The 15,252-nt window shown below is 45.9% G+C and carries 14 protein-coding genes; 5 read left to right on the forward strand and 9 right to left on the reverse strand.

Translation table 11 applies throughout. The features are described from left to right. Positions 1-158: 158 nt before the first annotated feature. From SporoP33_RS10535 to SporoP33_RS10550, 4 genes are all read right to left on the reverse strand, one after another. Complete coding sequence (locus SporoP33_RS10535; protein WP_081243661.1) at positions 159-2,309, reverse strand: MMPL family transporter; 2,151 nt, start codon at positions 2,307-2,309, stop codon at positions 159-161. Positions 2,310-2,457: 148 nt separating this feature from the next. Beyond that, the gene (locus SporoP33_RS10540) at positions 2,458-2,658 is read right to left on the reverse strand and encodes a cold-shock protein (RefSeq protein WP_009766462.1); all 201 of its coding nucleotides are present in this window, start codon (positions 2,656-2,658) and stop codon (positions 2,458-2,460) included. A gap of 192 nt (positions 2,659-2,850) precedes the next feature. After that, positions 2,851-3,849 (reverse strand): inorganic phosphate transporter, encoded by a 999-nt coding sequence (locus tag SporoP33_RS10545; protein ID WP_081243662.1) that lies wholly within the window; start codon positions 3,847-3,849, stop codon positions 2,851-2,853. Positions 3,850-3,862: 13 nt separating this feature from the next. Then, positions 3,863-4,483 (reverse strand): DUF47 domain-containing protein, encoded by a 621-nt coding sequence (locus tag SporoP33_RS10550; protein WP_081243663.1) that lies wholly within the window; start codon positions 4,481-4,483, stop codon positions 3,863-3,865. A 250-nt stretch (positions 4,484-4,733) separates the two neighbouring features. On the opposite strand from SporoP33_RS10550, the gene SporoP33_RS10555 reads away from it, so the two are divergent. The 3 genes from SporoP33_RS10555 to SporoP33_RS10565 all read left to right on the forward strand — a co-directional run bounded on the left by SporoP33_RS10555 (position 4,734) and on the right by SporoP33_RS10565 (position 8,092). Further along, positions 4,734-5,951 (forward strand): multidrug effflux MFS transporter, encoded by a 1,218-nt coding sequence (locus SporoP33_RS10555; protein WP_081243664.1) that lies wholly within the window; start codon positions 4,734-4,736, stop codon positions 5,949-5,951. 146 nt (positions 5,952-6,097) lie between these two features. Beyond that, a complete protein-coding gene (gene fumC / locus SporoP33_RS10560; protein ID WP_081243665.1) occupies positions 6,098-7,480 on the forward strand; it encodes a class II fumarate hydratase in 1,383 nt (460 codons plus the stop codon). A gap of 87 nt (positions 7,481-7,567) precedes the next feature. After that, positions 7,568-8,092, forward strand: coding sequence for a PCYCGC motif-containing (lipo)protein (locus tag SporoP33_RS10565; protein ID WP_081243666.1), 525 nt, complete (start codon positions 7,568-7,570; stop codon positions 8,090-8,092). An 800-nt stretch (positions 8,093-8,892) separates the two neighbouring features. On the opposite strand, the gene SporoP33_RS16015 is transcribed toward SporoP33_RS10565, so the two are convergent. Further along, complete coding sequence (locus SporoP33_RS16015; protein ID WP_155961336.1) at positions 8,893-9,090, reverse strand: hypothetical protein; 198 nt, start codon at positions 9,088-9,090, stop codon at positions 8,893-8,895. A gap of 56 nt (positions 9,091-9,146) precedes the next feature. Between SporoP33_RS16015 and SporoP33_RS10570 the strand changes: the two genes are divergently transcribed. Together SporoP33_RS10570 and SporoP33_RS10575 are read left to right on the forward strand one after the other, a co-directional pair. Continuing rightward, positions 9,147-10,139, forward strand: coding sequence for a GNAT family N-acetyltransferase (locus SporoP33_RS10570; protein WP_231293233.1), 993 nt, complete (start codon positions 9,147-9,149; stop codon positions 10,137-10,139). Then, a complete protein-coding gene (locus SporoP33_RS10575) occupies positions 10,136-10,810 on the forward strand; it encodes a Dph6-related ATP pyrophosphatase (protein ID WP_081243667.1) in 675 nt (224 codons plus the stop codon). The genes SporoP33_RS10570 and SporoP33_RS10575 overlap by 4 nt, the downstream gene beginning before the upstream one ends. Before the next feature lie 223 nt (positions 10,811-11,033). Here SporoP33_RS10575 and SporoP33_RS10580 read toward each other — a convergent pair whose 3' ends face one another. From SporoP33_RS10580 to SporoP33_RS10595, 4 genes are all read right to left on the reverse strand, one after another. Then, entirely contained in the window at positions 11,034-12,194 is a 1,161-nt protein-coding gene (locus SporoP33_RS10580; RefSeq protein ID WP_081243668.1) for an acyl-CoA dehydrogenase family protein, read from the reverse strand. Between the two features lie 45 nt (positions 12,195-12,239). Then, positions 12,240-13,520 (reverse strand): TRAP transporter large permease, encoded by a 1,281-nt coding sequence (locus SporoP33_RS10585; RefSeq protein ID WP_081243669.1) that lies wholly within the window; start codon positions 13,518-13,520, stop codon positions 12,240-12,242. Further along, complete coding sequence (locus tag SporoP33_RS10590; protein ID WP_196796769.1) at positions 13,517-14,011, reverse strand: TRAP transporter small permease; 495 nt, start codon at positions 14,009-14,011, stop codon at positions 13,517-13,519. Before SporoP33_RS10590 ends, SporoP33_RS10585 begins: the two co-directional genes overlap by 4 nt. 104 nt (positions 14,012-14,115) lie before the next feature. Continuing rightward, positions 14,116-15,147: a TRAP transporter substrate-binding protein gene (locus SporoP33_RS10595; protein WP_081243671.1), complete on the reverse strand. Its 1,032-nt coding sequence runs from the start codon at positions 15,145-15,147 to the stop codon at positions 14,116-14,118. Between the last annotated feature and the right edge of the window lie 105 nt (positions 15,148-15,252).

Below are 15,252 nucleotides of genomic sequence, written 5' to 3' on the forward strand. Positions count from 1 at the left end.
AAGCGGGGTGTTCCGGACAGTTTTTTGTTTGGAGAAGTTTTGCTGTGTGCGTTGGAGCAGGGGGAGGGCGCATCAAGGCTGTCCCGCATCGTCCCATCACACACCACAAAAAAACGCCCAAAGTCCAGTCAACTGACCAAACTCTGAGCGGCTCCATCTTATTTATTCGAATAATGCTTCGGATTGTTTGAACGATACAAACCTTTGCCGAACGGCAGCCACCAGTTCCATTTACCGAACAGCTTCATTAAACTTGGGACCAGCAACAAGCGAATGATTGTCGCATCGATTGCCACAGCTATCGCAATGCCGACGCCGATTTGCTTGACCGGCATGACGTCCGTGAATGCGAATGCACCTGTCAGAACGATCATGATGAGGGCGGCGGATGTGATCACTTTACTCGTTGTCGCGAGCCCCTCCACGGTAGATTTATCATTATCGAATGACTGCGCGAATTCCTCCTGCATTCTGGAAATAAGGAACACTTCGTAATCCATGCTCAAGCCGAATACCAGACTAAAGACAATGACCGGGATAATGAGCGCCACCGTGCCGGGATTTAATCCGAAATGGCCATACTGGAATATATAAACAAGTATGCCGAACGTTGCAGACAGCCCGAGAATATTCATCAGAATCGCTTTCACTGGAATGATGAATGAACGGAAAGCAAACATTAGAATGAAAAACGTAGAAACGATGATAATCAGCAATACATAAACGATATGACCTGCAATTTCATCGAAAATCTCCTGATTGAACCGAGGTTCCCCGCCAAGCAGAAGGTCAAAGCCGGTATCTTTGTCAGACCAGTCGCGGACCCAATCCTGTGCTTCATTGGAACTGCCGTCAGCTGCGAGTGTGACCGGGATGAGCAGACGGTTGCCGCTGTCCGTAAAGTTTTTTAGCACCGGATTGAGCTGATCGTACATTTGCGGGATGCGCAATGTCTGCTCCCACTGGGTGACGTCATCCAAACCGCTGATTGTAAAAATGGTTGATACGTTCTTAACCAGCGCATCGCCGGTCAATTGATTCTGCAGCGTCAGCATATCCGTCAGACCTTCTGTTGTCTTCCAGCTGCCGTCGCGTTCTGCGATCAGAAAGACGGTGCTTTCATCTCCCAGTCCGAATTCATCTTCCATCTTCTCGAAAGCCAACCGGGTATCGAATGAGTCCGGCAATGAATCAATCTGCGGTATCGTCAATTCCATGTTCTTTACTGGAATTACTGCGATTGCAAGCAGCACGAACGCTGCAGCCGCAATTGTTACCGGACGTTTCATCACGCTGTGAGCGAATTTTCGCCAGCCGTTCGCATCTTCACCGCGCTCTTTTAACAAGCGTCCCTTGTGGATCCGTCCGCCAAGCATCAGCAGCACGGCAGGCAATAAAGTAAGTGACGAAATGACTGCCATCCCGACGACGATCATGCCGCCGAGTGCAATATTCCCGAAAATATCCACTTTGATCAGCAGCATTGCGCCTAAGCCGATAAAGACACAAATCGCAGAGAAGATAATCGAACGTCCGGCCGTGCAAATCGTCATGATGACAGATTCCACAGTACTGCGCTTTTTCAGCTCCTCACGATACCGGCTGATGAATAATAACGCAAAGTCGATACTGAGTGCGAGGCCGAGCATCGGTACGATATTCAGCACGAAAATCGACAAATCAACGGTGTTGCCGAGCAATGCCAGGATCCCGAGTGAAGATACGACAGTGCCGATTCCGACAATCAGCGGAACGAATGAGGCAACGACTGTGCCGAAAGCAAACAGCAGGACGACAATGGCAATAGGTAAACCAATAGCCTCAGCCGTCATCAAATCACGCTGGCTCGCCACGTTGACGTCGTGTTCAAATGCTCCGCCGCCGGTAAGGGTAATACCTGATTCGCCATGAATGGTTTCGCGGATATCTTCTACGGCTTGCGGCATATTATCCGGAGCTTCATTAAAATGGAGCAGGGCATAAGACAGCTTATTGGTATACTGTGCTTTTTCTGTCAGCGGTGAAACGGTCTCAGATACGATGTCAAGTGCATCCAGTCTGTCAAGGGCGGATTGAATTTCATTGTCCGATTTTCCTTCGAATACTAGAAATAATGATTCTGCCGGCAATCCAAAGTCTTCGGAGACGATTTTCATAACCTGTTCATGTTCGCCGTCTACACGGAATCCATCACCCGCAAGCAAGCCGGGAAGCTGAATGGCAAAATAGGTCATTGCGCCAAACAGGAAGATCCAGAAGGTGAAAATCCATTTATATGACCGGGTCACAAACTTAGCGAAGTTGCGCAAAATAATTCCTCCTCGAGCGATATAGGAAACGATCAATAAGTAGTTCTATGCCTATCATAACAAGTAAATATTGGAAAGTCCCGTGGGATTAAGGAAAGAAAACCATAAAAAAACCACTCCCTAAAAGGAAGTGGTTTGTAAGGTTAAATTAGTTTTTAGTAACGTTAGTTGCTTGAAGTCCGCGTTGTCCTTGTTCGATTTCGAAAGACACGTCTTGACCTTCTTCAAGAGTTTTGAATCCGTCGCCTTGGATAGCTGAGAAGTGTACGAATACATCGTCGCCATCTTCACGTTCGATGAAGCCATAACCTTTTTCTGCGTTAAACCATTTTACTTTACCTTGTTCCATGTTTGTTTCCTCCTCGTGCACAATTGTGTACACATTGTATTACTATCCTTGCTCAATTTCTTAAAAACGGTCGAGATGAAATCGCTGACCAACGTCGAACAAAAATAATTCTCCTTTATCATAACAAGTATTGTTAGATATTGCAAGTTAAAAGTTCCATGCATGAAAAATCCCAAGTAAAGTTTACTGGGATTAAAGGAAAACAGACAGCACTTTATAGATGACTGCCGCGACTGCTGCAGAGATGGGCATAGTAATGATCCACGTCAGAACGATTCGTTGTGCGACGCCCCATTTCACGCCTTTCAAGCGCTGAGCCGATCCAACCCCCATGATGGACGAAGAGATGACGTGCGTCGTACTGACCGGCAGGTGGAGAAGGGTGGCGCCAAAAATGATGGCAGCGGAGTTCAAGTCTGCCGCAATCCCGTGAATCGGACGGATTTTCATAATCTTGCCGCCGACCGTCTTAATGATTTTGTAGCCGCCTATAGATGTGCCGATGCCCATCGAGGTGGCCGCAGCAATACGGACCCACAGCTGGATATCATCAGTCGTCTGCAATTCCGCCGCGATCAATGCCATTGTAATAATTCCCATCGCTTTTTGTGCGTCGTTCGTTCCGTGAGTAAATGATTGAACAGCCGCCGTACCAATTTGCATATAGCGGATTCGGCGGTTCGCTTTGAATAAATTACGGTTCTTCAGGACAGCCCGCAATACGGTCATCACAATGAAACCGCCAACCAGGGCAATGACAGGGGATAACAGAAGAGCCTGAATGATCTTAATGAAGCCGCTGTAATTTAAAATACCGAAACCCGCCGCCGCAATAGCTGCACCCGCGATGGAGCCGATCAGTGCATGCGAAGAGCTGGAGGGAATTCCGAAATACCACGTCACCAAATTCCAGATGATTGCCGAAACAAGTGCCGCCAAAATAACGAGAGACCCATTTTCCAATAAAAACGGATCGATAATGTCTTTCGTAATGGTCTTCGCAACGCCTGTAAATGTCAATGCCCCGACAAAGTTCATTACCGCAGCGAGCATAATAGCCGACCGCGGTTTTAGTGCACGCGTTGAGACTGAAGTGGCAATCGCGTTGGCGGTATCGTGAAAACCATTGATGAAGTCAAATGCTAAAGCAAAAATGACGACGAGAATGGTCAAAATGAGAATCATATCCATCGCTTATAGCTCCTTATGCGTTACGCATGATGATGGTTTCGATGTTGTTCGCCACGTCCTGGCAATAGTCCGCGATATCTTCAAGCAGCTCATACAGATCTTTCAGCTGAATGATGCGGATCGGGTCTTTCTCGCGAATGAATAACTGCTTAATCGACGTCCGTAAGACTTCGTCGCAAATCCGTTCATATTCTTTGATCTGCACTGCATGTGTGCGCATTTCAACAAGCTTCTTTTTCGTCAGCAATTCCATCGCCTTCACGATTTCATCGGTGCTTTTCGTAATATTCGTAATGAATTTCTGCATGTATTCATCGATATCAATGAGCGAAAACATTTCAAGGTTTGCAAGGAAGTGTTCGATGCCGTCCAGGATATCATCCATTTTAATCGCGATATTTAAAATATCTTCCCGTTCAATCGGTGTCATGAACGACGTATTCAGCTTCGTAATCAGTTCATGGATCAGGGTGTCGCCGGCTGTTTCATATTCTTTCATTTGAATACTGACCTCTTTCAGATCAGCGACCGTTTCAACTTGGAAATCATTTGCATAATACATGGATTCTTGCACGTGTTTGGCGATGTCCAATAACGCAGTGAAAAACGGATCAGGTTTACGCGGGCCCAGCATATTATTACCTCCATCCAGTAGTGAAATCGATAGTCTCTTCATCATAACAAAATCTTTATGTAAAAAGATAGCGAACATTGTAGAATACATGCGTAATTTGCGTGAAATTATAGACTTTGAATGGCTGACTGAACATTTATAGGTAATTGGGCATTCTGACAGGTGAAAGGGTATGTCGCATAAACCTTCAAGCGATATACGTTCTTTGCTATACTGAATGAATTCTATAGAAGAAAAGGGTTTTGTACATATGAATAACCAATTACAAAAAAGAATACCGTTGCCTACTGTCTGGCTCGTCTTGCTGCTCGGTTCTTTGACAGCGTTCGGCCCGCTGTCGATGGATATGTATTTGCCGGGATTGCCTGTCGTGGCTCATGACCTGCAGGCATCCACATCACTTGTCCAATTAAGTCTAACAGCCTGTCTGATCGGTTTAGGCGCAGGGCAGCTGATTTTTGGCCCGATGAGTGACATTTACGGCAGGCGCAAGCCGCTCATCACTACGCTCGTAGTGTACGCCATCGCTTCATTTTTATGTGCGTTCAGTACGAACATCGGGGCTTTTGTTTTACTGCGTTTCATCCAGGGAATGACAGGTGCGGCGGGGATTGTCATCGCAAGAGCGTGTGCGCGTGATTTGTATACGGGGAGTGAGCTGACGAAGTTTATGGCGATGCTGTCAATCGTTAACGGGGCAGCACCGATTCTCGCGCCGATTGCTGGCGGTGTGGTGCTGAACTTTGCCTCGTGGCAATTTGTGTTCTTTATCCTCGGCGGCATTGGCTTGCTGATGTTTTTATCGACGGCTCTCTTTTTACCCGACACTCTGCCTGTAAAACAGCGGGCAGAAGGCGGAATGCTTGCAGTCGTCAAGACGTTTGGCGGACTGTTGAAGGACAAATGGTTCATGGGCATCGCGTTGACGCAAGGATTGATCATGTCGAGTATGTTCGCATATATAGCGGGCTCTCCATTCGTTTTGCAGAATCTGTATGATGTTACGGCTCAGCAGTTTTCTTTATTCTTCGCTTTGAATGGCGTGGGAATCATTACTGCGGCGCAGGTGACCGGACGTTTAGCGGGCAGAATTCATGAAGTGAAGTTTTTGCGCACAGGTGTGCTGATTTCATTCGCCGGCAGTATCCTTCTTCTATTAACGGTCTGGAATAAATGGCCGCTCGCTGTCATCGCATGTGCATTATTTATGGTAGTCGCGAGTGTGGGCATGGTTTCCACTTCATCATTCTCGCTTGCGATGCAAAGTCAGGGAAAGTCGGCAGGAAGCGCAGCAGCGTTTCTCGGTCTGTTGCCCTTTATTGGCGGCGCCACTGTGTCACCGCTCACAGGTCTTGCGGGTGACAGTTCCGCCTGGCCGCTCAGTATCGTGGTGCTGACATGCAGTGCGGGTGCAGTAGTGATATTTTTCACCGTGGTCCGGAAAGCGTTTCTATTGCAGAAGTTGTAAGCTTCAAGCGGCGGAATCTGAAAAAGTGCACACCTCTTGCTTAGCATGTAACGCACCGCCCAACCCTTATTAATTCAAATTTAACCGAAAATAAGGCATGATAGAGATAGAGAGTCTGATTATTATTTCGAGAGGTGGATGGAAAGATGGAATATCGTATTGAGCACGACACGTTCGGAGAAATACAAGTACCTGCAGACAAGTTATGGGGAGCGCAGACGCAGCGCAGTAAGCAAAACTTTAAAATCGGCGGTGAACGTATTCCGCTTGGTGTAATCCAGGCTTTTGCCCATTTGAAAAAATCAGCAGCGATAGCAAGTCATTCCTACGGCAACTTATCCGAAGCGAAGATGAAAGCGATTAAAGCAGCAGCGGAAGAAGTGATCGAAGGGAAATGGGACGAGCATTTCCCGTTAGTCGTCTGGCAGACAGGAAGCGGCACGCAGTCCAACATGAACATGAACGAAGTGCTTGCGAACCGCGGCAATCAGCTGCTTGAGGAGTGGGGCGAGGAAGAGCGCCTGCACCCGAATGATGACGTCAATAAATCACAGAGTTCCAACGACACATTCCCGACAGCGCTTCACGTAGCGGGTGTTGTAGCGGTAGAGCGCGAAGTACTGCCGGCAATTGATAAATTAAAAGAAACACTTCATAAAAAATCTGAAGACTTTATGGATATTATCAAGATCGGACGCACGCACCTGCAAGACGCGACGCCACTGACGTTAGGACAGGAAATCAGCGGATGGCACCGTATGCTGGAGAAAACGCGCAGCATGCTCGAAGCAAGCGTCCAGTCTATGAAAGAGCTGGCAATTGGCGGAACAGCTGTCGGTACAGGACTCAACGCACCTGCTGGCTTCGGTGACAAAGTGGCGGAAGAAATTTCAAAATCCGTTGGCATCGAATTTACATCAGCAGAGAATAAATTCCATGCACTGACAAGCTATGATGAAGTAGTGTACACACACGGTGCGCTAAAAGCATTAGCTGCGGACCTGATGAAAATTGCGAATGACGTACGCTGGCTGGCAAGCGGACCGCGTTCGGGCATTGGCGAAATTACGATTCCGGAAAACGAACCGGGCAGCTCGATTATGCCGGGTAAAGTGAACCCGACACAAAGTGAAGCATTAACGATGGCCGTGGCTCAAGTAATGGGTAACGATGCGACGATCGGCTTCGCAGCGAGCCAGGGGAACTTTGAACTGAACGTTTTCAAGCCGGTTATCATCTATAACTTCCTGCAATCATCGAAACTGCTTGCTGACGGCATGATCAGCTTCAATGATAACTGTGCAGTCGGAATTGAACCGAACCGTGAAGAAATCGACAATAAAGTAAAGAATTCATTGATGCTGGTGACAGCGTTGAACCCGCATATCGGTTATGAAAATGCAGCGAAAATTGCGAAGAAGGCTCACAAAGAGGGAACGACGCTGAAAGAAGCGGCGCTTTCCACCGGTTTATTAACAGAAGAGCAATTTGACGAATACGTAGATCCAAGCAAAATGACAGGACTATAATAACTGTCATAAAATTGTACGTTCGTTTCGCTCGTAATCCTTGTATACTGAAGGCATTACGTCTATACAAAGGAGTCAGAACCATATATGAAAAAGAAATTACTTGCAGGGCTGGCTGCACTGACATTAGTGCTTGCGGCATGCGGAAACGGCGCAACAGAAAAACCGGCTGAAACAGATCCGCAAGATGCACGTGCAGAAGCAGGGCATGACCACATGGAGCATCTACCGAACGGTGATCTGCAGGAAGTAACAGCTTCAGCAGATATCCTGCCATCCTTCCTTGACGATAAGACGGAAGATATGCGCATGGTCTACCAAGTCGCAGCCAAAGCAACAGATGTGCTAGAATACATGCCTTGCTACTGCGGCTGCGGCGACAGCGCTGGCCATGAAAACAATATGAATTGTTTTCTTGATGAAATACGAGAAGATGGCTCGGTTGTCTGGGACGATCACGGCACACGCTGCCTAGTTTGCCTGGAGATCGCCGTGAAATCGGTACAAATGAAACAAGACGGTAAATCCATGAAAGAAATTCGTGACGCAATCGACACGGAATACGGCAATGGAAACTATGCAAAACCAACAGATACTCCAATGCCAGCTTAATGAGTTGGCTATGAACCCCTTTCTACCGTGGAAAGGGGTTTTTTGACTTTGGAATATGTGTGGAGTCTCGGGGGTGAGGTGAGAAGACTCCGCCAAACGCTCTACCATGCTGCGCAGCCGCTCATAAATCCCGTCCATCCGCTCATAGATTCCGTTGAGCGCTCAAAGACGCGGGGTAGCCGCTCAATGCCCGCGGTTATCCGCTCTAACCCCGTCTGTATCCGCTCAATGATCCGTTACAACCGCTCAATCCCTGTATTGGAGGCAGCCCAGCCAACTTATTTCGCCGTCCCGCTCATACATTCTGTCCATCCGCTCATAGATTCCGTTGAGCGCTCAATGTTGCGGGGTAACCGCTCAATGCCCCCGGTTAGCCGCTCTAACCGCGTATGTATCCGCTCAATGCTCCGTTACAACCGCTCAATCCCTGTCTTCAAGGCAGCCCAGCCAACTTATTTCGCCGTCCCGCTCATAGATTCTGTCCATCCGCTCATAGATTCCGTTGAGCGCTCAAAGTCGCGGGGTAACCGCTCAATGCCCGCGGTTATCCGCTCTAACCCCGTCTGTATCCGCTCAATGATCCGTTACAACCGCTCAATCCCTGCTTTCAAGGCAGCCCAGCCAACTTATTTCGCGGTCCCGCTCATACCTTCTGTCCATCCGCTCATAGATTCCGTTGAGCGCTCAATGTTGCGGGGTAACCGCTCAATGCCCCCGGTTAGCCGCTCTAACCGCGTATGTATCCGCTCAATGCTCCGTTACAACCGCTCAATCCCTGTCTTCAAGGCAGCCCAGCCAACTTATTTCGCCGTCCCGCTCATAGATTCTGTCCATCCGCTCATAGATTCCGTTGAGCGCTCAAAGTCGCGGGGTAACCGCTCAATGCCCGCGGTTATCCGCTCTAACCGCGTCTGTATCCGCTCATACCTCCCCGTCAAGCGCTCAATCCATCCATCAATCCATCCACATACGCCACCCCGCAGATCCATTCGTTTCATTGGAAAGTGCAAAGGGTATGGTATAATTTAGTTAAACTAGGCAGGAGGGGATTCTGGTGATTCATTTTGTTCAATTTGAAGAGCGGTATATACCGAAGATGGCCTCTTTACTTGCGGCGAGACATGCAGATGAACGGCAGCGATTTCCGTTTTTGCAGGAGCGCTTTGAGGACGTCGAACATGCAGAAGAACGTTTGCGTGAAGAAATGGAGAAGCCGTATACTGGGGGACTCGTAACATTGCGTGACGAAGAGGTGATTGGCTATTTATTGTATGAATATCGCCAAGACACTACGCGTGGCCGTACGGTGTATGTCGGCTATCCATCATTTGTCATCCATGAAGACGAACATCCAAGACTTGCGCGCCTGATGTATACGGAAGCTGGAGCGGAGTGGGTTCGCAATGGGTATTTTGAACATGTATTGGATGTGCCGGTAGGAAATGATGAATTAATTCTCGAAATGCTGGAGCAGTCGTTTCATTTTGAAGAACGCTTCGCGGCGTTATCACTTGAACGGTATCGCGCACAGCCCGGAGAAAATAGTCTTGTGAAAATGAAAGAACTTGCGGGCGAAGAGCAGTCTATATTGCGTAAAATGGCGCCATGGAACAGTATGCATCAGGCGAAAGCACCCGCGTGGAAACCGATCACGCAAGAAGCATTAGACGCGGAACGGGATGTATTCTCGGCTTATGCCGGAAAAGAAGGAACGCGCAGCTGGATTGCTGAGCAGGAAGGAACGCCAGTAGCATTCCATCTGTACACACCTGCAGACGCCCGGCATGCTATGACGACACCTGACCAGTCGGCTGTGCTTGTGCAGGCTACGACGAATATTGATATGCGCGGACAAGGCATTGGGAAATCCATTGCAAACCACAGCTTTACACAAATGAAAAATGCAGGTTATGAATATATCATGACGGATTGGCTGACGGCGAACCACTTAGCGTCGTATTTCTGGCCGAAGCTGGGATTCCGTTCGTATATGATTCGCATGGCACGAACAGTAGATGCGCGAATCGCATGGGCGGACGGACAATGACGGGCGTGAAGTTCGTCTCGTCCTGGAGTGGCGGCAAAGACTCGGCGCTCGCGGTTTATCGCGCAATCCAGGCGGGCAATACGCCGGCTATGCTGTGGACGATGTTCGAAAAAGACCAGACCCATTCTAAATCACACGCGCTGCCGCTTGAGATTATTCAAGCGCAGGCAAAGCAGATGGGCGTGCCGTCGATGATCAGGAAAGCGGACTGGGCAGGCTATGAGATGCAGTTTATCGATGCGATGCGCGTATGCAAAGAGCACGGTATACCAAAAGCAGTATTTGGAGACATCGATTTAGAAGATCACTTATTGTGGGTACAGACAATGTGCGCCAAAGTCGGCATGGAAGCATATCATCCGCTATGGGATGAACCAAGACGCAAGCTGCTGGAAGAATTCATCGCCGAAGGGTTCGAGGCGTATGTCGTAGTCGTCAATACGAAGATGATGCCTGCGGAATTCCTCGGAAGACGTTTCACGATAGAATTGATCGATGAACTCGAAGCACTGGGTATTGACAGCTGCGGCGAATCCGGGGAATTCCACACAGTCGTCGTCGGCGGCCCTCTCTTCAAGGAACGGATTCCTGTGATAATGAATGAAACGATTGAAAAAGACGGATATGTATTTTTGAAATGTGAAATCGAAAAAGACACTCCCGCAGACTGATATCGGTCTGTAGAGTGTCTTTTTTCATCGCGTGTATTTTCTGAGGAAATATCATTTTGCCGCTGTGCTCACTGATTGCATTTGTGTCCATGTCAAAAAAATTCTTCTGGTGTATTGAAGTTGGAACGTAATCCGTGCATATAAGGACAGAAAGAAAACTTTCTTACTTCCGCAATCGCACCTGTTTGCTGGTTGCTTCCTTACTGTCATAAACCTTCTTACGTTAGTTCGTCGCGTCCTTGTTCAAGGATTGGATTGCCTTATTCGCCATTTTTGAAATAACGACATCATCCATAGGGGGGTTATATAAGCCTGCTCTGACGTTTAAATAATAACGGTGCATCGGATTCGATTCGGAAAATGCACGTGAACCGACAATTTTCATCGCTATATCAACAATTGAAATCGCGGCTTTTGTGACCGCTATTTTGGTTACATTTAGTGCCTCTTCGAATGTTGTTTTATCAGATGCAGCTTCATATCGTTCAATCGTTCCATACATCAAATGCCTCGCAGTGGACAACTCCAATTCCATTTCACCAATCTTTTGTCTGATGGATGGTACTTCGGCTATTGGCTTTCCCAATGAAACGGGTACGTACGAAGTAGCAAATTCAAGTGCGTAATTTCTGGCTGCCGCCGCAATTCCGATATAACAGGCTGGAATGTGAAGCAACCAGCCTTTCGATACTGGTTCAACAGGAGTGTTTTTCTTCAAAATATTCGTTTTTGGTACACGGACATTTTTTAACACGATAGTATCACTTGCCGTACCGCGCATTGCCATACTATCCCATGATTGCTTGATAGAAAGGCCGGTTGCTGTACGCGGAACCATAATATGCTCAACTTCTTGCTCTTCAGTCGTTGCGGAAACGAGGAAATAGTCAAGGACTGGAGATAGTGAGGTGTAAGTCTTCTCGCCATTGATGATCAAATCTTCACCGTCAGCAATTGCACTTGTTTGCGGTAATCCACCTCGCGTCGGGCTCCCGGTATTATTTTCGGTACCTGCTGAGTTGATAAGAGCACCTTTTCGTATTTCATCTAACAAAAACTGCCCAGTATTTTTATTCCAATGGCGATTTTCCGCATATTCAAGCACTATCCCATTATGCCAGCCAATCGATAAACCTGTCGATCCGCTACCTTCAGAAATGGCCTCTTGCGCTAAAATATATTCATATAATCCAAAACCTTGCCCGCCATTTTCTTTCGGTAACGTTAATAAATGATAGTCAATTTGTTTAAGCTCTTCTATATCTTTAAAAGGGAATGAACCCAGCGCATCCAGTTCAGGTTCCCGTGCACGAAACGACGGCTGTAACGCTTTGATTTGTTCCATTAACTTTTTCTGTTCTGGTGTTTTAACAAATGAATGCATCGTCAATCTTTCCTCTCAATTCAAAGTATCTTTCGCGAGTACTTCTCAATCGGGCATAAGTAAATTCGGAAGGAACAAAAATAGGTTTGGTATAAATACTCCAAGTAAAATGACGCCTAAAGTTAATCCGATAATCGGCAAAACCGCCAAGAATGCCCATGGTGTGGAAATCTCTGCAATTTGTGTTGCAATGAGTAAACAAATTCCATAAGGCGGCGTAACCATACCAACTGCTAACGTTAAACAAACGATGATGCCCATATGAACTGGATCTAAATTGGCGATTGCGCCCAGCTTCATAAGAATCGGCAAGAAAATAATAATCGCCTCTAAAGGACTTAAAAATGTTCCAACTACGAGGAGAAAAGCAATGATCATTAAATATATTCCCACAGGGGACGTTGTTATATTTGTAATGAAATCCGCAACCAATTCAGGGGCGTGTAAATAGCCGATTAGCCATCCCATGATGCCCGCAGTTGCAATTGCGAACATTGGCAAGGAATACATAATGACTGACTCTTTCAAAATCCTTGGCAACTCTCTGACTTTCAGTGATTTGTAAAAAAACATCAGGACTAAAGCGTAAAACACTGCAATAACAGCAGCTTCAGTCGGTGTAAAGAACCCTCCTACAATTCCGCCTAAAATAATAACCGGCAATAATAACGTAGCAAAAGCTTGTTTAAATGACGTGCCTACTTCCTTTACCGTGGCTCTTGGGTAAGCTGGATAGCCATACTTAACAGCCATGTAATATGTATAACCCATTTGAACTAAACCAATTAATATACCTGGTACAATACCCGCTAAAAAAAGCTTTCCAATTGAAACTTGGGCCATGGCACCATACACAACCATCATAATACTGGGCGGAATGATGACACCTAATGTAGAAGATGCGGCGGTGATCGCTACTGTAAACCCTGCATCGTATTTTTCTTTTACCATCGCCGGGATTAATGTCGATCCAACAGCAGCAGTATCTGCGGCCGCTGACCCGGACAATCCCGCCATAATCATACTCACCAAAATGTTTATATGACCTAAACCACCTTTAATATGACCTACAAGTGATCTCGAAAAATTAATCAATCGATTTGTAATGCCCCCGTCATTCATCAAACTGCCTAATAGAAGAAAGAAAGGAACGGCCAAAAGTGTAAAAGAGTTAATACTCGCAAACATATGGTTTATAACGCTCGTAAATGGTAAATCAATATATATTATTGTGGCCATAGAAGAAATGCCCAGTGCAAATGCAATCGGCACACGTATGAAAATCAGACCAAAGAACACGATGAGGAGTAAAATGAGCGGGTTCAATTAACATACACCTCTTTACCATTTAATTTCAAAAATTTCTTTATATCGTTAATAATTAATTCGATTGTAAATAACAACATCGCGATTCCGGCGACAGGTATCGTGGCGAAGAAGTAAGCTAAAGAAAAAGGCAATGAATTGGACGCCCGCGAAAAACCTGACATTGTAAATTTATACCCATAAACAATCATGACGTAGATGAGTGATAGAGTGATGAAATGAGATAAAATATCGAAACCTAAATTTAATTTCAATTTAGAGGGGGCTAAGTCGACTATAAAGTGTTTCTTATGTCTAAGGGCTATGGCAGCACCTAAAAATACTGTCCACATGAAACATAATAAAGAAAATTCATCTGCCCACACCATCGCAATATCAAAATAATTTCTAGCAATAACCTTCACAAACACTACGATAATAAAGGTGGCCAGTAATAGTACAGAGACAAGAGCGAGGAATCGTTCTACTAAGTTGTTGAATTTTAACAGCACTATAAAAACCCCTTCGAAAAATTCAATAATTCTGCCTACTAAATAGTTGCCCTGTCAGTGTGCGGTATTAGCCTGCACACTGACAAAACAAATATATAAACCTGTCAGTCTTTTAAATCTCTTACAATTTCCAGTAAATCAGTTGCTTCAGAATCCTTAGCCAACTTGTCGTGCAGTGGCGTTAAGATGTCGATAAATGCTTGTTTATCAACTTCTGTCGTAGTCACTTTTAAAGAGGGCAGCTCTTCTACTAACTGTTTATCCATTTCCACTCCGCGTTTCGTGCCTAATTTACCAGCTTCGATAGCTACTTTTTCAATAATCTTGTTATATTCGGCAGGTAATTTATTGTAAGTTGCTTCGCTCATTGAGAAGTGCGATGCCATATAAAGGTGTTCCGTTAAACTGACATACGGTGCCACTTCGTATAGCTTACTGCCTGTATAACCGCTCAATGTACTTTCAAATGCATTAACAACACCTGTTTGAACTGCTGAATATAATTCATTCCACGCGAGTGACGTTGGCAACGCTCCTAATGCTGACCATATTTCACTTTCAATCGGTGAGCTTGGAATGCGCATTTTAATGCCGTTTAAATCTGCAGGCTTGGCGATTTCACCTTTATTATTCGATAAGTAACGCGTTCCGCCGCCTGCTAAGGACAACAACTTCATATCTAAATTTCTGTTCTCATATTCTGATTTTAAATAATCATATAAAGGACTATCATTGCTGATCGCTTTCTCGAAGTGATCCATGTCTTCAAATAAGTAACTGATTCCAAAAATTTGATACTGTGGGACAAAAGCTGCCGCGTTTTGGGCACCGCCGATAATAAAATCAACTGTTCCCATGCGTAATTCTTCTATTATTGTTTCATCGTTTCCTAACGAGCCATTCGCATGAATTGAAACTTTAACATTGCCATCCGTTTGTTTTTCAACTTCCTCAGCGAAATATTTTGCCATGTCTGCCCACGGATGCGGTTCACTAATAACCGTTCCCAATCTAAGTTCGTATTTCTTCCCTGGTTCTATTTCATTACCCTCAGTCGCGCCTTCGTTATTCCCGCAAGCCGCCAGCACAAAAACCAATAAAATAACGAGAGTAAATTGTACAATATACTTTTTCATTACATGCACCCTTTTCTTTTTATTTAATAAGTGGTCGGTTTTCTAATCAAACAGAAGACTATTTCTATTAGTCCTGCTGATAACATTTCATCATTCACTGAGTGC

Origin of the sequence: Sporosarcina sp. P33 (assembly GCF_002077155.1) — a bacterium.
GTDB lineage: Bacteria > Bacillota > Bacilli > Bacillales_A > Planococcaceae > Sporosarcina.